Annotated in this window: 19 protein-coding genes, 1 other RNA gene and 2 other annotated features; of the genes, 2 read left to right on the top strand and 18 right to left on the bottom strand. The window is 39.8% G+C overall.

Annotated features, from left to right (window positions below; all coding sequences use genetic code 11):
- Window positions 1–8 precede the first annotated feature (8 nt).
- The 8 genes from alaS to cymR form a co-directional block, all read right to left on the bottom strand.
- Window positions 9–2,651, bottom strand: coding sequence for an alanine--tRNA ligase (gene alaS / locus BN997_RS18110; protein WP_042534323.1), 2,643 nt, complete (start codon window positions 2,649–2,651; stop codon window positions 9–11).
- 52 nt (window positions 2,652–2,703) lie between these two features.
- Window positions 2,704–2,907 (bottom strand) — a binding site (T-box leader).
- A gap of 130 nt (window positions 2,908–3,037) precedes the next feature.
- Window positions 3,038–4,102 (bottom strand): AI-2E family transporter, encoded by a 1,065-nt coding sequence (locus BN997_RS18115; protein WP_052485078.1) that lies wholly within the window; start codon window positions 4,100–4,102, stop codon window positions 3,038–3,040.
- 183 nt (window positions 4,103–4,285) lie between these two features.
- The gene (locus tag BN997_RS22750) at window positions 4,286–4,474 is read right to left on the bottom strand and encodes a hypothetical protein (RefSeq protein ID WP_084612979.1); all 189 of its coding nucleotides are present in this window, start codon (window positions 4,472–4,474) and stop codon (window positions 4,286–4,288) included.
- Between the two features lie 65 nt (window positions 4,475–4,539).
- The gene (gene recD2, locus BN997_RS18120; protein ID WP_042534325.1) at window positions 4,540–6,876 is read right to left on the bottom strand and encodes an SF1B family DNA helicase RecD2; all 2,337 of its coding nucleotides are present in this window, start codon (window positions 6,874–6,876) and stop codon (window positions 4,540–4,542) included.
- A 12-nt stretch (window positions 6,877–6,888) separates the two neighbouring features.
- Window positions 6,889–7,560, bottom strand: coding sequence for a tetratricopeptide repeat protein (locus tag BN997_RS18125; protein ID WP_042534326.1), 672 nt, complete (start codon window positions 7,558–7,560; stop codon window positions 6,889–6,891).
- Window positions 7,561–7,576: 16 nt separating this feature from the next.
- Window positions 7,577–8,689 carry a tRNA 2-thiouridine(34) synthase MnmA gene (mnmA, locus tag BN997_RS18130; RefSeq protein WP_042534327.1) on the bottom strand — a complete coding sequence of 371 codons (1,113 nt, stop codon included), beginning with the start codon at window positions 8,687–8,689 and terminating at the stop codon, window positions 7,577–7,579.
- Window positions 8,690–8,702: 13 nt separating this feature from the next.
- The gene (locus tag BN997_RS18135) at window positions 8,703–9,845 is read right to left on the bottom strand and encodes a cysteine desulfurase family protein (RefSeq protein WP_042534329.1); all 1,143 of its coding nucleotides are present in this window, start codon (window positions 9,843–9,845) and stop codon (window positions 8,703–8,705) included.
- A gap of 22 nt (window positions 9,846–9,867) precedes the next feature.
- A complete protein-coding gene (cymR, locus tag BN997_RS18140; protein ID WP_042534331.1) occupies window positions 9,868–10,293 on the bottom strand; it encodes a cysteine metabolism transcriptional regulator CymR in 426 nt (141 codons plus the stop codon).
- Between the two features lie 419 nt (window positions 10,294–10,712).
- Between cymR and BN997_RS18145 the strand changes: the two genes are divergently transcribed.
- Both BN997_RS18145 and BN997_RS18150 read left to right on the top strand, forming a co-directional pair.
- Entirely contained in the window at window positions 10,713–11,981 is a 1,269-nt protein-coding gene (locus BN997_RS18145) for a replication-associated recombination protein A (protein WP_042534333.1), read from the top strand.
- 307 nt (window positions 11,982–12,288) lie between these two features.
- Window positions 12,289–12,963 (top strand): RsfA family transcriptional regulator, encoded by a 675-nt coding sequence (locus BN997_RS18150; RefSeq protein WP_042534335.1) that lies wholly within the window; start codon window positions 12,289–12,291, stop codon window positions 12,961–12,963.
- 95 nt (window positions 12,964–13,058) lie between these two features.
- Here BN997_RS18150 and ssrS read toward each other — a convergent pair.
- From ssrS to BN997_RS18190, 10 genes are all read right to left on the bottom strand, one after another.
- Window positions 13,059–13,241: non-coding RNA, 6S RNA (gene ssrS / locus BN997_RS22755), on the bottom strand.
- A gap of 71 nt (window positions 13,242–13,312) precedes the next feature.
- Window positions 13,313–14,683 (bottom strand): NADP-specific glutamate dehydrogenase, encoded by a 1,371-nt coding sequence (gene gdhA / locus BN997_RS18155; protein WP_042536285.1) that lies wholly within the window; start codon window positions 14,681–14,683, stop codon window positions 13,313–13,315.
- A 188-nt stretch (window positions 14,684–14,871) separates the two neighbouring features.
- Complete coding sequence (aspS, locus tag BN997_RS18160; protein ID WP_042534337.1) at window positions 14,872–16,647, bottom strand: aspartate--tRNA ligase; 1,776 nt, start codon at window positions 16,645–16,647, stop codon at window positions 14,872–14,874.
- 3 nt (window positions 16,648–16,650) lie between these two features.
- Window positions 16,651–17,931, bottom strand: a complete 1,281-nt coding sequence (gene hisS / locus BN997_RS18165) for a histidine--tRNA ligase (protein ID WP_042534339.1) — start codon at window positions 17,929–17,931, stop codon at window positions 16,651–16,653.
- 135 nt (window positions 17,932–18,066) lie between these two features.
- Window positions 18,067–18,288 (bottom strand) — a binding site (T-box leader).
- 152 nt (window positions 18,289–18,440) lie between these two features.
- Window positions 18,441–18,614 (bottom strand): hypothetical protein, encoded by a 174-nt coding sequence (locus BN997_RS23305; RefSeq protein WP_175297065.1) that lies wholly within the window; start codon window positions 18,612–18,614, stop codon window positions 18,441–18,443.
- Window positions 18,615–18,696: 82 nt separating this feature from the next.
- On the bottom strand, window positions 18,697–19,143 hold the full coding sequence (dtd, locus tag BN997_RS18170; protein ID WP_042534341.1) for a D-aminoacyl-tRNA deacylase: 447 nt from the start codon (window positions 19,141–19,143) through the stop codon (window positions 18,697–18,699).
- 16 nt (window positions 19,144–19,159) lie between these two features.
- Window positions 19,160–21,355 (bottom strand): RelA/SpoT family protein, encoded by a 2,196-nt coding sequence (locus BN997_RS18175; RefSeq protein ID WP_042534343.1) that lies wholly within the window; start codon window positions 21,353–21,355, stop codon window positions 19,160–19,162.
- Window positions 21,356–21,619: 264 nt separating this feature from the next.
- Window positions 21,620–22,132: an adenine phosphoribosyltransferase gene (locus BN997_RS18180; protein ID WP_042534345.1), complete on the bottom strand. Its 513-nt coding sequence runs from the start codon at window positions 22,130–22,132 to the stop codon at window positions 21,620–21,622.
- A complete protein-coding gene (recJ, locus tag BN997_RS18185) occupies window positions 22,122–24,431 on the bottom strand; it encodes a single-stranded-DNA-specific exonuclease RecJ (RefSeq protein ID WP_042534347.1) in 2,310 nt (769 codons plus the stop codon). Before recJ ends, BN997_RS18180 begins: the two co-directional genes overlap by 11 nt.
- Window positions 24,432–24,520: 89 nt before the next feature.
- Complete coding sequence (locus BN997_RS18190; protein ID WP_042534349.1) at window positions 24,521–24,901, bottom strand: LapA family protein; 381 nt, start codon at window positions 24,899–24,901, stop codon at window positions 24,521–24,523.
- Window positions 24,902–25,098: the final 197 nt, after the last annotated feature.

Below are 25,098 nucleotides of genomic sequence, written 5' to 3' on the forward strand. Positions count from 1 at the left end.
ACCAAGGATTAAGCATTTGTCACGTCTGTTACATAAGTTAAAGCACTTTGTAATGCTTCTGTAACTTTAGATGGGTCTTTTCCCCCAGCCTGTGCCATATCCGGACGGCCACCACCACCGCCGCCGCAAATTGCAGCTGCCTGCTTCACCAAGTTTCCGGCATGGAGATTTTGTTTCATCAGGTCTTTTGTCACTCCTGCAATAAGCTGTACTTTATTATTATTGACAGCTGCGAGAAGAATTACACCTGATTCTATTTTTTGTTTTAATTCATCTACCATCGAACGTAACTGATTCATATCTTTTACATCGACTTGTTTAGCCAGAACTTTTACATTATTTACCTCTTTTATTTCATCTAAAATAGAAGATGCTTCGAGATTAGATAGTTTAGCCTGCAGTGAATCTACCTGTTTTTGTGTTTCTTTTAATTCCGATTGTAAAGCAGTCACTTTTTGCGGAATCTGCTCGTCTTTAGCTTTTAATAATGTACCTGACTGCTTCAACAATTCGATTTTATTATTTAAATAGCTGTAAGCTTCTTTGCTTGTAACAGCTTCAATCCTTCTTGTACCTGCACCTATGCCGCTTTCTGATACGATTTTAAACAAGCCTATTTCAGCTGTATTGCTCACATGGCATCCGCCGCACAGCTCAATACTGTAATCATTGATTTGAACAACCCGGACAACATCGCCATATTTTTCACCGAATAAGGCCATTGCCCCCATCGCTTTTGCTTCTTCAATTCCTTTTGTTTCAATCACAACCGGAATCGATTCCCATATTTTTTGATTTACTATTTTTTCGATTTCATCCAGTTCTTCATCCGTTACACTGCTGAAATGAGAAAAATCAAAGCGGAGACGATTGGTCCCGTTCAATGAACCTGCCTGATTAACATGAGAACCCAGTACATCTTTTAATGCCTGATGAAGTAAATGCGTCGCCGTATGGTTTTTAATGACATCATTCCGAAATGCACGGTCAACAACCGCTTCTGCTTGCTCCCCAACCTGTAATACGCCCTCTTTTACTTCTACACGGTGTATATGCTGGCCATTTGGAGACTTTTGCACATCCGTAACGACCGCATAGGCATGATCTGTTTGAATGAAACCAATATCAGCAACCTGCCCACCGCTTTCCGCATAAAATGGCGTTTCCTTCAGCAGAATATATGCTTCTTGTCCTGCTTCTGCAGATTCTGTTGTTTCTTTGCCCTGAATGATTGCTTGAATGACCGTTTCTTTTTCTAATAAAGAATATCCTACAAATTCACTTTCTACATCTATCGTTGAAAAAACAGTGTCTTGAACCTGCATGGAATCCACTTTTTGCCGTGCATTTCTTGCTCTTTCACGCTGCAGCTTCATTTCATTTTCAAAGCCTTCTTGATTCACAGTAAAACCAAGTTTTTCTACATATTCTTCTGTTAATTCCTTTGGAAAACCGTACGTATCATATAAGCGGAATACTTCTTCCCCAGGAAATATCGTGCTTCCTTTTTCTTTTTCTGCTTCCATAAGTTTGGTTAAGATTTCTAATCCATCATTTAACGTTTCATGGAAGCGATCCTCCTCCACTTTAATTATTTTTTGAATGTAGTCTGTTTCCTTTACAACCTCCGGATAGAAATCTTTCATAATTTCAGCTACTACCGGAACAAGACGGTACATAAAGGCTTCATGGATATTAAGGTCCTTCGCAAAACGGATAGCACGGCGAAGCAGCCGGCGCAGGACATAACCTCTGCCTTCATTCGACGGCATGGCCCCATCACCAATGGCAAAGCTGACTGTTCGAATATGATCAGCAATTACTTTAAATGCCGTATCCGCTGCATCATCCTCCCCATATTTGCTGTTTGCAATCATTTCCGTTGCCTGGATAATCGGCATAAATAAATCTGTTTCATAGTTTGTAGGTACCTCTTGAATAATGGAGGTTAACCGTTCTAATCCCATTCCTGTATCAATGTTTTTCTTTGGCAGCGGTGTATACGTATCGTCTGGATTATGGTTAAATTGCGAAAACACGAGATTCCAAACCTCTAAATACCTGCTGTTTTCTCCCCCCGGATAAAGTTCTGGATCAGCCGGGTCATTTCCATAGCTTTCGCCTCTATCATAAAAAATCTCGGTATTCGGTCCGCTTGGGCCTTCTCCAATATCCCAGAAGTTTTCTTCCAATCGGATGATCCGCTCTTTTGGCAGACCAATTTTTTGCAGCCAAAGATCATACGCTTCATCATCTTCCGGGTGAACCGTGACAGATAATTTTTCCGGATCAAAACCTATCCATTTCTCATCTGTCAAAAACTCCCATGCCCATTCAATCGCTTCTTCTTTAAAATAATCACCAATGGAGAAGTTTCCTAGCATCTCAAAAAACGTATGGTGACGCGCTGTAAAACCGACGTTTTCAATATCATTTGTACGTATTGCTTTTTGTGCATTCACAATCCTAGGATTATCCGGGATAATCCGGCCGTCAAAATATTTTTTTAATGTTGCCACCCCGCTATTAATCCAAAGAAGCGTAGGGTCTTCATGCGGTACTAAAGAAGCACTTGGTTCAACCTGATGCCCTTTCTCTTTAAAAAAATCAATAAACATTTGCCGAATTTCTGCGGAACTTAAAAATTTCATTATCATTTTCCCTCCTTTTTTTATCAAACAAAAAATCTCCTCTCTGCATCATTGCAGGGACGAGATTTCGCGGTACCACCCTTATTATGAACAATCCATGTTCATCACTTTCATCATTATAACGGTATGATACCGACGGGGATTAGCCGTACTCCAGTGTAGCTTTCCATAACAGTATAATTAGGATTCCTTTCAGCCGGGGGAGTCCCTCTCTTGAAATATCATGTCATGTACTTAATACCTTCAACGTGTTCTACATGATTAAAAATGACAGTTTTTTATCATTTCCTGTTGTTTGTATGATTATAGCGTTATTATAGTGATTTTTCCGCTGTATGTCAATTTTTCGCCTTTAGAAAATACATAATGAAATACTTATTTCTAATTTAGCCGGCTTTTGAAACCTGATACTGCTGAATCAATACTTTCAACATGGTAAAAACAGGGACTGAAATAACCATACCAATGACGCCGGCCAGTTGTCCGCCTAATAACAAGGCGAAAATAATGCCGATCGGATGAATCTTTACTGTTTTTCCCATTATATATGGCGATAACAGATTACTCTCAATCAATTGAATGACAAAGATGATCACGATAACGAATAATGCTTTTTCCGGTTCAACCATATAAGCAACGGTTACTACCGGGATAGCACCAAGGATCGGACCAAAATAAGGAATGATGTTGACGATTGCCAAAATGATTCCCAGCAATAAAGCATAAGGTAAATCTAACCACATCCAGCTCAAGGTGGAAATAACGCCGACTGCTGCGCTGATAATAAACTGTCCACGAATATAACCGCCGAGTCCTTTCCCTATTTCTTTGCATACATTTCCTGTGTCGCTTCGATATTTATACGGGATAAGTCGAAACAGAAAGGATTTGATAAATGGATAATCCTTTAAGAAATAAAAGACAAGGACCGGGATAATCGTTAAGAGAATAACCGCATCCATCATTCCATTAAAACCGCCGATGATTTTCCCTGAAAAGTTGTTCATCGCATTCTCTAGGGATTGAATAAACATATCCATCCTGTCATGTACGGTCTCCGGTAAAAAAGCAGTAGAGGTATATACCTTATTTAACCCGTCTTGGTACAGCGCGATAAATTCTGGAAAGTTACGGCTCATTTCCTTCACCTGTTCAACAATTAATGGATACGCGCGATATATTGCGTAGCCGGCACCTCCAAAAAAAAGCAGATATATCACTAATATTGCGATCCCGCGATGAATCCGGTATCGATGCAGCCACTCAATCAATGGGTGCAGCAAGAAAGCCAAAATTCCGGCAATCAAAAATGGAAGCACCAGCTTAAAGACAAAGGAAAAAAATGCCGCATAATATGGTTTGGTGATAGCTAAAAAATATAAAAGAATAAAAGAAAGGATAGCAATCACAAGGAAATAGATGACTTGCTTTGCCTTTATTTTTTTCCACATAATAATCACTCCCAGTCCATGGTAGTGTAACCAACAGACTGGGAGTTTATAATAGGATGTTCAAAAAGTTACTAAATGATAATCGGCGAACTTTTTCTTTTTAGCTGACGTGGTTTTTCCGATGGGGCTAGGACTGCGGTTACTCGCCCCGCCGAAAACCATTGCCCGATTTAGAAACCCATATTATAATAATCTTCTTTCTTCTTTTGAAAATAGATCGTCTAATGAACTGAGTGTCCCGTCCGCTTCTACCTGGTGGATGTGTACTTCCTTTCCAGACACTGTTAATTCAATCGAACACACCCAGCAATAATAACTTGTGGGGCTTAATTTTCCTATTTGTTTTTCCCGGCAATTTGGACATACTAGCATACATCTTCATCCTTTTTCTGCTTCTATCAGTCCAAGTATTGCCCCAAATAAAAATATTTATACATTTAATCCATAAAATCGTAGGGAGACAGTTCTTCCTCCGGGATGTCCTCTACCGTTTCATATTCCTTCTTCTCCGCTTTTTGATTCGCTAATTGAATGTGCAGCATTTCCTGTAATGAAGTATATCTGCGATTCGTATCTTCCGTTTGCACACCTTTAATAAAGGCCTCTTTTTCACCGCAAATAATCAATGACTCTTTTCCTCTTGTAATTGCTGTATACAAAAGATTTTTTCGCAACATGCGGTGGTGTGAATAAACCACCGGAAGAATCACAATTGGAAATTCACTTCCCTGTGATTTATGAATGGAAATACAAAACGCATGAGTAAAGTTATTATAATCTTTTCGAATGAAAACAACTTCTTTATCTTCAAATGCAATTACAATCTGTTCTTCATTCTCTGCATTTTCTTCCGGTTTAAACATGGCGACAATCTCTCCAATGTCCCCATTGTATATGCCATCCTCAGGCTGATTGATTAACTGTATTACACGATCGCCGACACGATAAACCACATCCTGAAATGCAATCTCCCGTTTTTTCTCGCCGGGAGGATTAATCAATTGCTGCAATGCTTCATTGATTGCATGAATGCCAGCTTGCGAACGATACATGGGAGACAGCACCTGAATAGAAGAAGAATCAATTCCTTTTTTTTGCGCTTTATCAATAATAGATGTCAACACATCTGTCATCTGATAATCATGACAGGAAATAAAACTGAAATCACGCGCATTCTCCAACGAATTTTTATCACAATCGGTGTTTTTAATTTGGTGGGCAAGCTGAATAATTTTAGAGCCCTCTTTTTGACGATATACATCCGTTAATGAAATAACCGGCAATACCTCACTTTTCATCAAATCAGTTAAAACCTGACCCGGCCCCACCGATGGAAGCTGGTCTTCATCACCAACCAGAATAATCTGCATTGTATCGGGAATAGCTTTAAATAAGTGATTGGCTAACCAGGTATCAACCATGGAAAATTCATCAACAATCAGCAGCTTTCCGGATAATGGTTCATGCTCATCTTTTTCAAAGCTGCCCATACCGTTCCAGCCAAGTAATCGATGGATGGTCACAGCCGGCAAGCCAGTTGACTCAGACATCCGTTTTGCTGCCCGCCCGGTAGGAGCTGTTAATATAAACGGAAAATTATCTTTCTTTTGATAATCCGATAGATTTAAAGAAAGCTCGTGGATTTGGGCAAATGCTTGAATAATTCCGGTGATTACCGTTGTTTTCCCCGTTCCCGGTCCGCCTGTTAAAATCATAATTTTTGAGTGGATTGCCTGAACAATGGCATCAAATTGTTCTTTTCCATAGCTCAATGACTCTTCTTCCTCAATCTCACCCGTTATCTTCAAAAGCTCCGCCAAAGGCACTTCATCCTCTATCGGTTTGGTAAGAATTTTTTTCAAGCTGGCAGTAAAGTTATCCTCTGCATAATATAACGAGGGCAGGTAAACACGTTCATCAATGACAATAACTTTTTTCTCTGTATTTAACTGCATAATTACATCAGAAACAGAGCCTTGGTCTGGATTAGGCAGATGAAGTAAATAAATAACCTCCTGCATACATTTTTCAAACGGAAGATACACATGACCTGCCTGAATGCTTTGCTGTAGAATATAAATGACACCTGCACCAATACGGCTTTCATGTGTATGTGAAATCCCTTGTCCGGAAGCTATTTGATCTGCCATTTTGAACCCGAAGCCTTCAATATCAAAAACATATTGATACGGATCTTTTTTCAGAACCTCTAATGCTTCATCTCGATAAGTCTGATAAATGACCTGAGCCATTTTCAGACCAATTCCGTACTCTGATAATTTAACAGCAACCCGTTCAAATCCTTGATTTTCCCGGAGACGCTCAGCCAGCTTTTTTCCTGTTTCCTTGGATACGCCGGAAACGCCGTCTAAAACAGAGGGATCATCCATAATTTTAGACACAGCATTCTCTCCAAGCTTCTCTACAATTTTTAAGGCACTCTTTTTTCCGACACCGTAAAATAAATCACTGGATAAATATTGGACAAGCCCATCCTTTGTGGTCGGCAGAATGGTCTCATAGGATTGTACTTTTAATTGTGAACCATAGCGGGGATGCTTCTCCATCACTCCATAAAAACAATAGGCAGTCTGATCCTGAAGCTGATCAAAATACCCCTTTACAATGATTTCTTTATCTTGATAATCAAGGTTTGTTTTTGTTATTTTAATTCGGACGATAGAGAAATGTTCTGCCTCATTGCGAAAAATTGTATTGATGACGCTCCCTGTTACAAAAGGCAGTGCTTCCTTTGTTTCTATCTGGTTTCCCATGATGATTACCCCTTATTTATCCTCAAATTGCTCCATATACTGTAATGCAATTTTCTTTCCGTTTGCAGCTAAGACATGATCTGACTGCAATTCCAGTGCTTTTTCAAAATAACGCAAAGCTTCCTCTATTTTCTCATGGAATAAAGAAATCACACCCAGATTATAATAAGCATCGCTATGCGCTTCATCCAATTCAAGCACTTTTTCAAATGTTTTTTGCGCTTCATCTAACAATTCAACCTGAGCCAAGGACAAACCATATTGAAACAGAAAGCTCTCATCCTGAGAATCTAGTTCGGTTGCCCGCAGTAAATAAGGTAAAGACAGCTTCCACTGTTCTTGATTCCGGAAGCACATCCCGAGCATAAAGTAAGCATCCGCTTCCTCCAGCCCCTGCTCAATTGCCTTTAGAAATTTTTGCGAAGCTTTCTGGTAATCTTCCTTCTCAAAATATAAATTACCTAAACCATAATAAGCTGTTGCTGCTTTTTCATCCAGTTCAACAGCACGCTCAAAAAAGCGCTCTGCCCTTTCTGTCTCATTCAGCTGCATTAAAAGGTTGCCGAAATTAATATAACCGAGCGGATCGTTGGGTGACTCTTCAATAACGTCGTTAAACAGCTGTGCTGCTTCTTCATACTTTTTTTCATTTAATAATGCAATTGCCTGCTGATTTTTATCCATTTATCAAACCATCCTACTAACCAACATATTGTAATGCTTTATTATCTTTAATAATTTCATCAATCGTTCCGCCGCCGAGACAAATATCGCCTTGATAAAATACCACGGCTTGGCCAGGCGTAATTGCCCGCTGGCTTTCTTTAAATGCGACATAGGCTTTATCGTCTTTCACTGTCACCGTTACTTCTGAATCTTTCTGACGATAGCGGAATTTCGCTGTGCAAGTAAATGTTTCTTCAATTTGATCCGGCTGTACCCAATTAATATCCGTTGCTACGAGCGAGTCCGAATATAGATAATCATTATGATAGCCCTGTGCAACATATAAATAATTATCTTCTAAATTTTTGCCCACAACAAACCAAGGGTCACCAGAACCGCCGATGCCAAGCCCTTGACGCTGACCGATTGTATAGTACATTAACCCATCATGATTTCCTTTTTCAATCCCATCCAACGTCATCATTTTTCCTGGCTGTGCCGGCAAATATTCACTTAAAAAGGTTTTAAAATTTCGTTCTCCAATAAAGCAGATGCCGGTAGAGTCTTTCTTCGCTGCCGTTACCAAACCATAATCAGCTGCAATTTTGCGGACCTCCGGCTTTGGCAGATGCCCTAACGGAAACATGACTTTTTCTAATACATCTGAGCTGAGTTGATTTAAGAAATAAGTTTGATCCTTATTGTCATCCGCCCCGCGCAGCATTTGAATACTGCCATTTTCATCTCTTGCCACCTGCGCATAATGTCCGGTAGCTAGATAATCTGCCCCTAAAGAAAGCGCATGGTCAAGAAATGCTTTGAACTTGATTTCTTTATTACACATCACATCCGGATTTGGCGTTCTTCCCGCTTTATATTCATCCAGAAAATAGGTGAATACCTTGTCCCAGTATTGTTTTTCAAAATTGACTGAGTAATAGGGTATATCTAATTGATTACAGACCCGGACAACATCATCAAAGTCTTCTGTCGCGGTACAGACTCCAAATTCATCTGTATCATCCCAGTTTTTCATAAAGATCCCTACAACATCATATCCTTGTTCTTTTAATAGTAGTGCTGCAACGGAAGAGTCGACACCGCCGCTCATACCAACAACAACACGTGTATTTTTATTCTCTTTCATTTCCGCCCCTCCTTTAGCTTGTTAATCGTTTTACGATTCCGGCAATTCTTTCTGCCGCTTCCTTTACATTCTCTTCTGTATTTGCCAGTCCAAAACTGAATCGAATTGAATTTGTCGTAACCGGACTTTCTGAACCAAACATGGCTGACAATACATGAGAAGGCTCAACACTTCCTGCTGTACACGCGCTTCCACTTGAAGCCGCAACACCGCTCAAATCAAAATTGGCAAGCAGTGCTTCTACATTCGCCCCTGGAAAACGGACATTGATTATCGTGGAGACAGTCTTCTCCGGATCTCCATTGATACCAAAATCAATGCCGGATTCTGTAAAGGTATCTATTAAAATTTGTTTATATTTCTCATATTGTTGATTTCTTGCAGCTTTCGTTTCCATTACAATATTCGATGCCAGTTCAAAACCGACTGCCGCCGGAATGTTTTCTGTACCGGGGCGGCGTTTCCGCTCCTGTTCCCCGCCAAATTGAATCGGACTCATAGCTACTTTTTCATTTGCATATAAAAAGCCAATCCCTTTAGGACCGCCGATTTTATGTGCAGTTGCTGTCAGTAAATCAATGTTTTGTGCATGCACATCAATATCCAGCAAACCGTAAGCCTGCACAGCATCCGTATGAAAATAAGCCTGATGCTCCTTTAGCAATTCTCCAATCTCACTGATAGGCTGAATAACACCTGTCTCATTGTTTACATACATAATAGAAACTAAAATCGTATCATCCGTTAAAGCTGCTTCAACATCTTGCGTCGAGACCAGCCCTTTTTCATCAACAGGTAAATAGGTTACACGGAAGCCTTGTTTCTCTAACTTTTCAGCTGTATGCAAAGCAGCATGATGTTCCTGAATGGAAGTGATAATATGGTTCCCTTTATTCCGGTTTGCTTCTGCAACGCCTGTGAGCGCCATATTATCCGCCTCTGTTCCGCCGCTTGTAAATATAAGTTCCTTTTCATTTGCACCAATAGATGCTGCCAGAGCCTGCCTTGAAGCATCCAGCTGCTGCCTTGCCTTCCGTCCAAAAGAATGAACGCTTGATGCATTGCCAATGATTTCTTCATATACAGGAATCATTGCCTCCGCAACTCCTCTTGCCATAGGAGAAGTAGCGGCATGGTCTAAATATATTGCTTCCATGAGTCAAAATCCTTTCCAGCCCTTAAATATAAAACATATATGCCTCTGCAGGTCCTTCATCACTTTCATCATAATTTGCCAAATCTTCCAGAGTCGTTTTTTCTAATACATCTTTTACCGCATCTCTGATTTGCAGCCATAAGGATGCCTGTGCCGGCTTCTCATTTTCCATGCCTTCCACAATGGTTAACGGACCTTCCAACACCCGAATCACATCACCGGCTTTAATTTCCTCCGGTTTTTTAGCAAGCTGGTATCCTCCATATGCACCGCGTATACTTTTAATTAATCCAGCATTTCTTAATGGAGAAGCTAGCTGCTCTAAATAATGTTCTGACAGATCATTATCCTTTGCAATAACCTTTAGGGAAATCGGCCCGTTCCCTTCGTTTTTTGCCAAATCTATCATTATTGTCAGTCCGTATCTTCCTTTAGTTGAAATTTTCATCATTTACACCTCAATTTTTTTAACTATCTTCTGTCATTTATATAATGTACTATAATAAGTTGTTACAAAGGGAAACCTCATACAGTCCGGCTTCACTTTACCTTTTCTAATAAACGGGACTGCAGCTGCCCGCCCCGCTGAAAAACTTTAGCAAGTAAAGTTCCATCAAGTTATGAAACGTACTCAAACTTCCTTTTTAATCCCTGAAGTATAAAGGTCTTCAAGCGGACGAATAATAGCTGAAAGATTCTATTCAAACCTATTCTTTCATTATACCAACTTTTAATTCCACCTATACAAATTTGATTATTTATATTATCAATACCTATTATAGCATGACTGCTAACCTCTTGCATTTCTTCTATATTCGCTTTAAGCTAATAGAATACGATACCTAAACAGATGAAGGAAGTTATGTCATGTATAAACAGCCACTCGCATTTCGAATGCGACCAAAAAACATAGATGATATTATAGGACAAGAACACCTGGTAGGTCAAGGGAAAATAATTGATCGGATGGTAAAAGCTAACCAGCTTTCTTCCATGATTTTATTCGGCCCTCCCGGAACAGGAAAAACATCCATGGCATTTGCCCTTGCAGAAACAATCGGACTTCCCTCCAAAACCTTAAATGCCGTTACAGATAAAAAGAAGGATATGGAAATTGTTGTCGAGCAGGCTAAAATGCAAGGTCAAACAGTTCTTATCTTAGATGAAGTACATCGTCTGGATAAAGCAAAACAGGATTTTTTATTGCCGCATTTAGAGAATAATTTACTGACCTTGATAGGCTGTACAACCAGCAATCCGTACCATTCCATCAACCCGGCAATCCGGAGCCGCTGTCATTTATTTGAATTACGCGGGTTAACGCTGGACAATGTTAAAACGGCACTGCAGCGCGCTGTCCGGGATACATCGAACGGATACGGAGATAAAGCGATTCATATCCATGAAGATGCTATAGAACATTTTGCCATCTCAGCAAATGGGGACTTGAGATCAGCTTTAAATGGCCTGGAACTGGCGGTCAGCTCTACCCCGCCGGACGCAGAGGGGCAAATCGAGATAACACTGGAAATTGCGGAAGAATGTATGCAGAAAAAAAGCTTTTCTCACGATAAAGACGGAGATGCTCATTACGATGTTTTAAGTGCTTTTCAAAAATCAATCCGCGGAAGCGACGTGGATGCAGCGCTTCATTATTTAGGACGTCTGATTGAAGCCGGCGACTTAGACAGTATTGCCAGAAGGCTGATTGTCATTGCATATGAAGACGTAGGTCTGGCAAGTCCGCAGGCTGGCCCGCGCGCCATTGCTGCTGTTCAAGCAGCTGAACGGATCGGCTTTCCGGAAGCGCGGATTCCTTTAGCTAATATTATTGTGGAATTAGCCCTTTCTCCCAAATCAAATACAGCCTATAAAGCTTTGGACGCAGCCTTGGAGGATATTCGCAAAGGCAACAGCGGTGATATTCCAGCACATTTAAAGGATGCACATTATTCAGGGGCAACTAAGCTTGGCAGAGGAGCAGATTATAAATACCCGCATAATTACCCAGGGGCATGGATCAAACAGCAATATTTACCTGACACCATTAAAAATCGAAACTACTATACACCCAAAGACACAGGAAAATTTGAGACTGCATTAAAACAAGTATATGAACGAATTAACAAAAATTAGATAAAGTGACCTTTTTCCGCCCATACACATCCATTCTAGACCTGATGTGTATGGGCTTTTTTGCACTCTTCACTCTCTTTAAAGAACAGGAGGCTTCATTTTATCAAACTTTTGAACTCACACTATAATTTTAAAGCAATGTATAATTTTAAACTCCTCTGGAAAGAATAGAGATTACTATAATCTTTCTAGTACGTTAGGAAATCTCACTTTTTAACGTGCAGGTGTAAGAAAAACTGTATATTCATTAAACGATAAAGGATGACAGATTTTCTACGTATTTTTATAATTATGAGGAGTGAATAACATGGTAAAAGTAAGACAAGACGCTTGGTCTCATGAAGATGATTTGCTGTTGGCAGAAACTGTCTTGCGGCATATTCGTGAGGGCAGCACCCAATTGAACGCTTTTGAAGAAGTGGGAGATCATTTAAACCGTACTTCAGCAGCTTGTGGATTCAGATGGAATGCAGAAGTGCGTAATAAATACGAAAATGCAATTGATTTAGCAAAAAGACAAAGAAAAGAAAGAAAAAGAGCTTTAAACAAAACCATTCAAGCTGTTCCCAAAGCAGAGCCTGTTGAAAGCACAGAAAATATCCCGCCACTGGAGACTTCCGTGGAGGTGCCGGCCGTACAAACAAGTGCTGAACCGGTTGCAGCATTTAATTTAGATACTGTTATTAAGTATTTAAAATCACTAAAAAAAGAATTATATACTTCCAATCAATCGAGATCGTCGATGCAATCGTTAGAGAGTGAGAATCAATCCTTGCAGACAAAAGTCGAAGAATTAAAAAAGAAATTAGCAGATACGGAACAACAGCTGCAAGCGATGAAAGAAGATTATCAGACATTTATCCAGATTATGGATCGTGCCCGCAAGATGACAGTTTTTGAGGATACCAATCTTGTGAATTCTCCTTCCTTCCGTATGGATAAAAACGGAAATCTTGAACAGATTGCACAAGGCTCTAACTAGTTTGAATCAGACATATATATTGGAATGATGGAGGGAGTCGGAATTCCTTTTTTCAATATACAAAAATACTGCACAAAAAATGTGCAGTATTTTTGCGTAATCCCGATAGTGCCGTCAAACAATAAAGTTTTGATCCCGCTTTTGGCAGGTGGGTGTCCTGCTTTAAAGGTTTTATGCTTCCTGCTTGAGGCATGCATGCACTTTAAAGACCAATCGGACTCCCTAACTTATAGGTGTTCGGTCAAAATACCAATTGTTAACGTACACATCAGGATGATTAACGTTTTATTTGAATTAATCTTAGCATACATTGATTCAAAGTTCAAATATATGAAAGCCTATTTTTTATTTAAATAATTCCTTGTTCTGCCATAGCATCTGCTACTTTCAAGAAGCCTGCAATATTAGCCCCTGCAACAAGATTTCCTGATTTACCATATTCATTTGCGGCTTGGATGCTATTATGATAAATATCATGCATAATGCCTTGCAGCTTTTCATCGACTTTTTCAAAGCTCCAGGAAACGCGGCTGCTATTTTGCGCCATTTCCAGAGCTGATACTGCTACACCGCCTGCGTTTGCAGCTTTCGCTGGGGCGAATAAAACATTATTTCCCTGGAATTGGTTAATTGCATCTAAGGATGATGGCATGTTAGCACCTTCACCTACTGCAATAACACCATTTTTGATTAATGTTTTTGCTGCAGTTTCGTCGATTTCATTTTGTGTCGCACAAGGTAAAGCAATCTCACATGGAATCTCCCAAACGGATCCGCCGGCAACGTATTCTGCATTTGGATAAGTTTCTAAGTATACATTAATACGCTCTCTGTCTACCTCTTTGATTTTCTTTACAAGTTCCACATCGATGCCGTTCTTATCATAGACATATCCATTAGAGTCACTGCAGGCAACAACTTTTGCCCCAAATTCAGCTGCCTTCTCCATGGCATAAATCGATACATTTCCTGACCCGGATACAATAACTGTTTTGCCAGAAAAGTCCTGCCCATTATCTTTAAGCATTTCCTGTACAAAGTAAACTGTACCGTAACCAGTTGCTTCCTTACGTGCCAAGCTGCCTCCAAAACCTAAGCTTTTTCCTGTTAGAACGCCTGGTTCTACAGCGCCTTTGATTTTCTTATATTGCCCGTAAAGGTAGCCAATCTCTCTGGCGCCCACACCAATATCTCCTGCAGGCACGTCTGTATCCTGTCCGATATGTCTAGCTAATTCTGACATAAAACTCTGACAAAATCGCATAATTTCTAAGTCTGATTTTCCTTTTGGATCAAAATCTGATCCACCTTTTCCTCCGCCTATAGGCTGCCCGGTCAAAGAATTTTTAAAGATTTGTTCAAAGCCTAAAAATTTAATAATACTTGTGTTTACTGTTGGATGAAAACGAAGCCCGCCTTTATAAGGTCCGATTGCACTGCTGAATTGAACACGATATCCGCGGTTTACCTGAACCCGGCCTTCATCATCCACCCAGGGTACACGGAAGGCAATCAAGCGCTCTGGTTCTACAATTCTCTCTAAAATGCCTAATTCCATATATTTAGGATGCTTCTCAAAAACGCCTTCTAAAGATTCGACAATTTCTTCTACTGCTTGCAAAAATTCTGTCTCGTGGCTGTTTCTATTCTTTAGTTCCTCATAGACTCCCTGCACGTACTCTTTTGCTGTTCTGTTTTGATATTGTAATTTATTTTCCATGGCCTCTATCATTCATCTCCTTTATTTATTTCAACCGATTCCTCAACTAGAAGGTTTTTATATTTTATATGAAAAACCAAATAAACACAAGATTCTTGAGGATTTGTTGCTTTTAATTCACATTTTTCAGCAAATATTCCTGAAATGATATGCACGATATTTTAAATACCGTGCATATTCTACTATTTCTATTCTTTCATTTCATGATTTGACAATGTAATTGACAATTCCTGCAATTGATCTCTGCTCACTTCACTCGGAGCTTCTGTCATCAAATCAGATGCAGACGCTGTTTTAGGGAATAGAATCGTATCACGCAGATTCGAGCGTCCTGCCAGAAGCATAATGATACGGTCCAGACCAAGCGCAACTCCTCCATGAGGAGGCGCACCATATTCCAGTGCATCCAGCAAGAAACCAAACTGTTCTCTTGCTTCTTCTTCTGTGAATCCCAGCGCTTTAAACATCTGGTTTTGAAGTTCCGTTTGGTGAATACGAATGGACCCGCCGCCAAGCTCATATCCATTTAATACCAAGTCATATGCATTTGCCCGAACATTGATTGGATCAGTCAATAATTTTTCCTTATCCGCTTCAATTGGCGATGTAAATGGATGGTGTGCTGCAAAATAACGGCCCAGTTCCTCATCATATTCAAATAATGGCCAATCTGTTACCCATAAGAAATGAAACGCTTCTTCATCAATTAACCCTAAATCTTTTCCAAGCTTTAAGCGTAAAGCGCCTAAACTATCATAGACAACAGCTGATTTATCAGCTACAAATAACAGCAAATCTCCACTGCTTGCATTGGCTTTATCCACAATCGCTGCTTTTTCATCATCTGACAAGAATTTGCTGATTGGGCCTTTCACTTCTTCTTCCTCTACTTTCAGCCAAGCTAAGCCTTTTGCACCATAAATATTGACAAACTCTGTTAATTTATCAATATCCTTTCTAGAGTAGCCGGCAGCAGCACCTTCCACATTTAATAAGGCTACTTTACCGCCATTCTCTACCGCCTGTTTAAATACTTTAAACCCAGAATCAGCTACAATATCAGATACATGGATTAACTCTAACCCAAAGCGGGTATCCGGCTTATCCGAGCCATAACGATCCATTGCTTCATCATAAGGCATCCGCTGTAAAGGTAATTGAATATCGACGCCCTTTACTTCTTTAACAACCTCTTTCATCATTTCTTCCGTCATTGTCATAATTTCATCACTTGTTAAAAAGGAAGTTTCAATATCAACCTGTGTAAATTCCGGCTGACGGTCCGCCCTCAAATCTTCATCCCGGAAGCAGCGTGCGATTTGGTAATAACGTTCAAAACCGCTCATCATAATCAATTGTTTAAATAACTGTGGAGATTGCGGCAGCGCATAGAATTCACCAGGATGTACACGGCTTGGCACCAAGTAATCACGGGCTCCTTCCGGCGTGCTTTTCGTTAAAATCGGAGTTTCCATTTCTAAGAATTCATTTTTATTTAAATAGTTGCGGATGCTTTGCGTTGTTTGATGCCGTAATTTAAACGTTTCTTGCAAGCCTGGACGGCGCAGATCTAAATAACGGTATTTCAAACGGATATCTTCTGCAATATTTACATCATCCTGAATCATAAACGGCGGATTTTTTGCCTTATTCAATACGGTGATTGAACTGGCCAGCACTTCCAATTTACCAGTTGCAATAGCGGGATTTATGGTTGCCTCGTCACGTAAAACCAGTTTTCCGACCACATCGATTACATATTCCGAGCGGATGCTTTCAGCTATTTCTAATGCTTCCCCGGAATAATCTGGGTTAAAAACGATTTGGATGATTCCGGATTTATCGCGTAAATCAATGAATATAAGTCCGCCAAGATCACGGCGTTTTTGGACCCAGCCTTTCAGCCTGACCTCCTTTTCAATTTCTTTTTCAGTTAAGTGTCCAGATAAAACACGTTCTGTCATTTTTTAGCTCTCCTCCAATAACACTTTAAATTCGCTAACAATATCCTTCATCGGAACTTCCTTTTGGTCCCCGGATTCCATATTTTTAATGGTTACGATTTGTTTTTCAAGTTCATCATCGCCTAAGAAAATCACAAATCTAGCTTTTAACCGGTCTGCTGCTTTAAGCTGGCCTTTCATTTTGCGGTGCTGGTAATCTGTGTCTGCCTGGATACCGGCCATACGTAGCTGATGAACAGCTTTCACAGCCTCTGTACGCACCTTTTCAGAGCCAAAACCTGCTACAAAGCAGTCTAACTTTGTATCTACGGGGATTTCTATATTTTCTACCTGAAGAGCCATTAACAAGCGCTCTAATCCCATCCCAAAACCGATACCTGGAGTGTTAGGTCCGCCAAATTCATTGATTAATCCATCATATCTGCCGCCGCCGGCCAGTGTTGTGATTGCCCCAAATCCATCTGCTTCACTCATGATTTCGAATGCAGTGTGATTATAGTAATCTAGACCGCGAACCAAATTAGGGTCTACGGTATAAGAAATATCCATTGCATCCAAATAAGCTTTCACTTGCTCAAAATAAGCCTGTGATTTTTCATTTAAATAGGTCAAGATGGATGGCGCAGTTTTCATTGCTGGATGATCACGATCCTTCTTGCAATCCAATACACGTAATGGATTGTTATCTAATCGTGATTGACAGTCGGAGCAAAGTTCCTCACGATATGGATCAAAATGAGTCACCAGTGCGTCACGATGAGCTTGACGACTTTCTTTATCGCCTAATGAGTTAATCACCAGCTTCAAAGATTTCAAGCCTAAGCTGCGATAAATATGCATTGCCAGGTCAATCACTTCTGCGTCAATTGCAGGATCTTCACTTCCCATTGCTTCGACGCCAAATTGATTTAGTTGACGCATTCTTCCTTTTTGCGGCCGTTCATAACGGAACATCGAGCCGAAATAATAAAGCTTCTCCGGTAAATTGGGACTGCCAAATAACTTATTTTCTACAAAAGCACGGGCTACAGCAGCTGTGCCTTCTGGACGGAGGGTCAGACTTCTTCCTCCGCGATCTTCAAAAGTATACATTTCCTTTTGTACAATATCCGTAGAATCTCCCACCCCACGCTGAAATACTTCTGTGTGCTCGAAAATCGGCGTGCGTATTTCGTGATAGTAATAGGCTTCACAAATTTCTTTAATTTTGTTTTCAACATACTGCCATTTCGCCGTATCTTCCGGCAAAATATCCACTGTTCCTCTTGGAGCCTTCATAGCCATTTTATTTCCTCCTTTGCGAATATACAGAACACGGATGAAAGTAATTTTCTGGTTAGCGAAAATGATAACAAGCAATGTTTGACGGCTGCCCCATATTTTTATTGGACAATACAAAAAACCCGTCCCTTATAAAAAATAAGGGACGGGTTTTTACCCGCGTTGCCACCCTAGTTGATATCTGAATGATATCCACCTTTATCAGTTAACGCCTGCAACACGTTTATATCTACTCATCTATTTCGATATAACTCCTCCAGAATGTCTTTCATATAAGTCGTATAGATAGTTGCTTCCAGCCGTTGACAACTACTCTCTTGCTATCTGTACTTACATTACTTTTTCCTTCAATGGTTTTTATCATTTAATTTTAAGGAACTTCTACTAATACCGCCCACGCCCTGTGGACAACGCAGAAGCCACACCACATCCTGGGACTGAGGTTACTCGTCCCGCTGAAAACACTTGTGGAAGTGGAATGATTATAATAATAAGGTTAGTTGCTCACAATGTCAAGAACGACCTAAGCTTTTTTTCAATTGCTTTACTTCCTGAATGGAAATTCCAAGCTCCATTGCTATTTCTAAATAGGTTGATGATTTTTCCATTTTCATAAAATGATGGAAATCTGTCATCATCAATTCAGAATAATTATTGGCATTGCGTTGTTTTGTGTGTCGATGCATAACTTCATTTCTCCTTTTGATTCGGCCTCTTTAAGTTTTTATAGCATCTCCACAAAACAAGAATCTTATTCTTTAATCGTTTTTATCTGTCTTTGCTGTCTAAAATCAATGTAACAGGTCCGTCATTTACCAGCTGGACATCCATCATTGCGCCAAATTCTCCTGTTTCTGTTATGACGCCTTCTGTACGTAATGCTTGATTAAATGTATTATACAATGCTTCTGCTTCGGCCGGCTTTGCTGCTTTGATAAAGCTTGGTCGTCTGCCTTTTTTAGTGTCTCCGTACAATGTAAATTGCGATACAGATAATATACCCCCGTCTACATCTTTAATCGAACGGTTCATTTTTTCATTCTCATCTTCAAAGACACGCAGGTGAACAATCTTATTTACGAGATATTTTACGTCTTCCTCTGTGTCTTCGTGAGTAATACCAACAAGCAGCAAAAATCCTTTTTGTATTTCACTTATTTTCTCTTCCCGGACGGTGACAGAAGCTTCTTTCACCCGTTGTAATACTACCTTCATAAAAAACAAACGCTCCTTATTGAACTGTTCTTGTTACGGTATATACTTCCTGTATTTGCTTTATTCGATCAACTACTTTTTTCAAGTGATTCGTATTGTGGATTAAAATAGTTAATTGGATTACTGCCATTTTATTACGATCAGATCTGCCATTCACATGTGTGATATTTGTTTTTGTTTCGTTGACCGCCTGCAATACTTCATTAAGCAGACCGCGGCGATCATATCCTGTAATTTCCAGGTCTACATGATATTGCTTTCGTTCCGCGTATTGGGTTTTCCATTTTACATCGATATAGCGCTGCCTCGCTTCTTCGGTTTGTACATTCGGACAATCCGCACGATGAACAGACACTCCTCTGCCTTTTGTAATATACCCTAAAATATCATCACCGGGAACTGGATTACAGCATTTTGCAATCCGGACAAGTAAATTATTTACTCCTGCCACTTCAATACCCGAATCCTTCTTAGAGGATGGTTTTGCTTTATTGGTTTTTACTTCTTCTATTTTTGTCTCTAAATCCTGATCTGCTTCTCTCAAATGACGAATTCGTTCTGTTAAACGGGTTGCTATCAGCGCTGCGGTAATTCCTTGATAGCCGACAGCAGCATACATATCTTCTTCGTTTGTAAAATTAAACTTATCGAATACACGCTGCAGATTATCTGGAGTCAATACTTCTTTAGGCTCAATATCAAAGGCGCGAATTTCTTTTTCCACAGCTTCTTTTCCTTTGACAATATTCTCATCACGCTGCTGTTTTTTGAAAAACTGCTTTATCTTACTTTTAGCCTGTGAGGTTTGAACCATTTTCAGCCAATCCTGCGATGGTCCATAGGAATGCTTCGAAGTCATCACATCCACGATATCTCCATTTTGCAACTCGTAATCCAAAGGTTCCATTTTCCCATTGATTTTCGCTCCAATGGTTTTATTACCGATTTCAGTATGAATCTTGTATGCAAAATCAATTGGGATGGATCCAGACGGCAGCTCAATTACCTCGCCTTTTGGTGTGAAAACATAAACCATATCTGAAAACAAATCAATCTTCAGCGATTCCATAAATTCCTCTGCATCATGTGTTTCACTTTGCCACTCCAGAATCTCCCGGAACCATGACAATTTTTCCTCAAAAGAGCTTTTTCCTTTTGCTTGCTTTCCTTCCTTATAGGCCCAGTGCGCAGCAATCCCGTATTCGGCAATATCATGCATTTCCTTGGTACGAATCTGCACCTCCAGCGGGTCGCCCTTTGGTCCAATAACTGTTGTATGCAGGGATTGATACAGATTTTGCTTCGGCATCGCGATATAATCCTTAAATCTTCCGGGCATCGGCTTCCAATTTGTATGGATAATACCTAAAACAGCATAACAATCTTTAATATTATCAACTAAAATACGGACAGCAAGAAGATCATATATTTCGTTAAATTGCTTTTTCTGATTGACCATCTTTTGATAAATGCTGTATAGATGCTTCGGACGCCCGGACATCTCTGCTTTAATATTTACAGCTTCAAATTCCTGGGAGAGGTCAGCAATAACCTCCTGGATATAAGTTTCTCTTTCCTCCCGTTTTTGCTTCATTAACTGAACAATACGATAATATTGCTGTGGATTAAGATAACGTAATGCCGTATCCTCCAGCTCCCACTTTATTGTTGATATTCCCAGGCGGTGGGCAAGCGGAGCAAAAATTTCCAGCGTTTCATTGGAAATACGCCTTTGCTTTTCTGGCGGCAGATGCTTTAACGTTCTCATATTATGCAATCTGTCGGCAAGCTTAATCATGATAACACGAATATCCCTCGCCATCGCCACGAACATTTTTCGGTGGTTTTCTGCTTGCTGGGCCTCTTTTGTTTCATAGCGGATTTTCCCAAGCTTCGTTACCCCATCTACAAGCGCAGCTATCTCATGATTGAATTCTTCTTCCATCTGTTCAAATGTGACGTCAGTATCCTCGATTACGTCATGAAGAAAGCCTGCTGAAATTGTTTCTGCATCCATTAATAATTCAGCCAGTATCCCTGCGACCTGTACCGGATGAATGATATACGGCTCACCAGATTTGCGAAATTGATCTTTATGAGCTTCTTTTGCAAATTCATATGCATGTTCAATTAAAGCAACATCGTCATCAGATAAATACTCTTTTACTTTTTCTACAATATCTGTAATGTTGACATTTTCATCTTTTGCCATGTAATCACCTTTATTTACCTTCAGTATTCAATAAATTGTATAAAAATAAAAATAGCAACAAGTATTTTAGAGCTTGAAGCCATCTTTTGAATTAAAATCTCTTACATTTCTTCGATTTAAATACATTATTCGATAATAATTACTATTATAAGACTTTTTTTATATGTCTGTCCAACTAAAACCTAATATATACGGATAAATTAATCTATACAAAAAGAGTCAACACAGTATCAGAATCTGTTTTGACTCTTTTTTCCATAGCTTTTAATAGGTCATGATGGTAAGTACATCGTAGCCTTCCAGCTTATCCTTGCCGTCCAGATAACTTAACTCCACCAGGAAAGCGCACCCCGCAACAATTCCGCCAAGCTGTTCAACTAAATTAATCGTTGCTTCGATGGTACCGCCTGTAGCTAAAAGATCATCTGTAATTAATACACGCTGTCCAGGCTTAATTGCATCCTTATGAATAGTTAATACATTCTCTCCGTACTCCAGACCGTAATCAACTTTAATTACTTCCCGCGGCAGCTTGCCTTCTTTGCGAACAGGAGCAAACCCAATTTCTAAGGCATAGGAAACCGGACATCCTACGATAAATCCTCTTGCTTCCGGACCTACAACCACATCAATTTCTTTTTCTTTTGCATATTCTACAATTTCATCGACAGACGATTTGTAAGCTGGTCCATTAGCCATCAAAGGCGTAATATCTTTAAACCGGACACCTTCTTTCGGCCAGTTCTCCACAATCTCAATATATTCTTTATAATCCATATACTGCTTCCTCCTTCAGGTTGTTGGGCGTGTCCATACAAGCTTCAAACCATTTTTTTAAATCTTGATAATTCGAATAGATAAGTATATTTTCTGCTTCTTTTTGTTTCATGCAGGATTGATAAATTTCGGATTCGGATAAATCCTTTTTATTCCCTGATTCCGCATAACGGAGCCATCCATCCTTTTTCTCTGCAAAACCTAAATCTGCAAAAACTTCCGACATAAACATTACTTTTGCTTCATTCCAGCCCCGGTGCTGTTCAATCGCTTTCTGCATCTCTTTAATCTGAAACTTCTTATGCTGTTTAATCAAGCTATAATAGTCTACAAATTCTTTCCGGGAAGGGAATTGAAATGGATATTGATTTGGCACCTGACGTATCGCGATGACAATATTTTCAGGATTCACCTGCCGGATAATCTTCTTCATATCATCTAATGAAGCCGGCAACTCAGTAAAACCAATGGTCTGATAAGCATCAAGTTTCTTAGAAAGCGCCTCTTTATAGGTAAATGTCTCCTGATGCTCTCTCAACCGGAGAGGCTCTCCGCAAACAAAAACTTCTTTCACCGTTTCAGAAAGCAATTGCTCTGCTTTTTTTCCGCGAAAGTCAAAGAGCTGCCGTTCCGTAATTTTTAAATCTTCCAGCATTATTTGCGCATTCCTTCTCCCATTCCACTCATTAACAGAAAGCTCGCCGGCAACGGATACTTTAGTGTATGGCGAAATAGCTTCTTTCAGCTCTCCAAATCCAAAACCTACTGTATCTATTTGGGCATTGGAAGAAGCAAATTGCATTTTCAAGTGATTCTTTCTGCTTCCGATTTGACGGACTTCCTTTGGTATCTCCTTTATCTCAAATAACGGCTTTGAGTTGCCCATACCAAACGGAGAAAGCTTTCCTATCTCCTCGATAAGAGAAACATTGATATCTTCCATATCTAATATAGCATTAATATATAATTCCTGCTTAAAATCTTCTTCTGATAAATTTTCAAAAAGCAGCTTATTTAAAGCAGTTTCTAACGGCTCTAGATTTTCAGCAGGTAATGTCATCCCCGCTGCTTGGGCATGTCCGCCAAAGTGTGTGAACAAATCTCTGACTGTCATACAGCCCTCGAATAAATCAAATGCAGGAATACTTCTGGCTGACCCTTTTACAATTCCCTGTTCCGGCTTTTTCGCAAGCACAATCGCCGGCCGATCATATTTTTGAACTAATTTTGAAGCAACTATCCCTAATACGCCCTCATTCCAGCCTTCTTTAGCTACAATAATAATCCGCTTATCTGTTTGAACCATGTCCATTGCTTCATCTACAATATCCTGAACTATTTTCTTACGCTGTTCATTTATGTGATTCAATTCATTCGCCATTTCCAGAGCAATTTCCGCGTCCTCTTCCAGCAGAAGATCAACAGCCAGATCAGCATCACCCAGTCTTCCTACAGCGTTTATACGCGGTCCAATGCGAAAGCCTACATCTTCTTCGGTTATGGTTTCTTCCAGCTGACATACTTGTTTTAATGCTTTCAAGCCAACATAATTTGTGCGTTGCAATTCTTTTAGACCAAATGCAGCTAAAATTCGATTTTCAGACACCAGCGGGACCAGATCAGCTATCGTACCTATCGCTGCATAAGGAAGCACCTCCACAGGCAGTTCTCCGAGAAGAGCATGTGCTAATTTTAAAGAAACACCAACACCTGCCAGTTCTTTAAACGGATACGCTTCAGACAGCTTCGGATGAATAATGGTATAACAATCCGGTATCTCCGCTTGGGGCTCATGGTGGTCTGTAATAATTAAATCCAACCCGAGCTCCTTTGCTACTTCGGCTTCACGAATTGAAGCAATCCCGGTATCGACCGTTATAATTAATCCAAATCCAGCTTGATGAAGCTGCCTGAAGGCAGCTTCATTGGGACCATATCCTTCTGTAAACCGATTCGGGATATAATATTCATAAACTGCACCAATTTTATTCAATGCGTGCAGCAAAACAACCGTAGAACTTACTCCATCCGCATCATAATCTCCGTATACAACTATTTTTTCGTTATTATCTACCGCTTCTTTGATTCGCTTTACGGCTTTTTCCATACCGTTTAAACAAAATGGATCAATCAAATGGTTGAGATCGGGCTGCATAAATTGTTTTGCTTCTTCTGTTGTCGTAATTCCTCTTTGTAAAAATAAATCTTTTACAATAGGTGACATCGCAATGTCGAGCGACTCTCTCTCCTCTACAGGAGGATTATCTATATATTTCCAATTCGCTTTACTTGATAGCATAAATTCACCCCTGACCTAGTTATTATACTAAAGTAAGCCAGGGGCATCAAATAGATTTCTCTGATTATGAATTAAATTGATTAAACAGATTATTCTTTATCTGTTCTTTTCGCATTTCTTCTTTCCACACGCATTTCTTTTCGGGATTCTTGGTAATCTTTTTTATCGTTTCTGCCATTTTCATTATCCAGTTCATCCGTCATTCCATTTGCTGCCATGCGCTTTTTAAGACGCTCATTTTCTGTGCGGAGTTTTTTCACTTCGTGATGTGCTCTGTATAGTCTGATAGCTCCTACTGCTGCAGTAATCAATCCTCCCATTAATACAGAAAAAAGAATAACCAGAATTAAAGGAGACTCCTGTGTCCAAAATAAATAGTTCACTGCAACAGGGTCCACATTGATTACAGCAAAAACGGCAATAATAATTACAAATATAATTGCGAGTATGACATAAACTTGTGCATTCATAAAACTTCCTCCATTAAAAAATATTTACTACCTGTTTATTACCCGATAAGGAATCATTTTAAGCATATTAATGAAAAAAGAGAGCTTCCATATTGCAAATGATACTGTACCCGGCAAGGTCCGTGATCAGACGTATTCGAATACATTACCATATTACCATGTTGAAAGCTCTCTTTTTCATCGCTCTTATCCATTTT

Source organism: Oceanobacillus oncorhynchi (assembly GCF_000821065.1).
GTDB classification, from domain to species: Bacteria; Bacillota; Bacilli; order Bacillales; family Amphibacillaceae; genus Oceanobacillus; species Oceanobacillus oncorhynchi.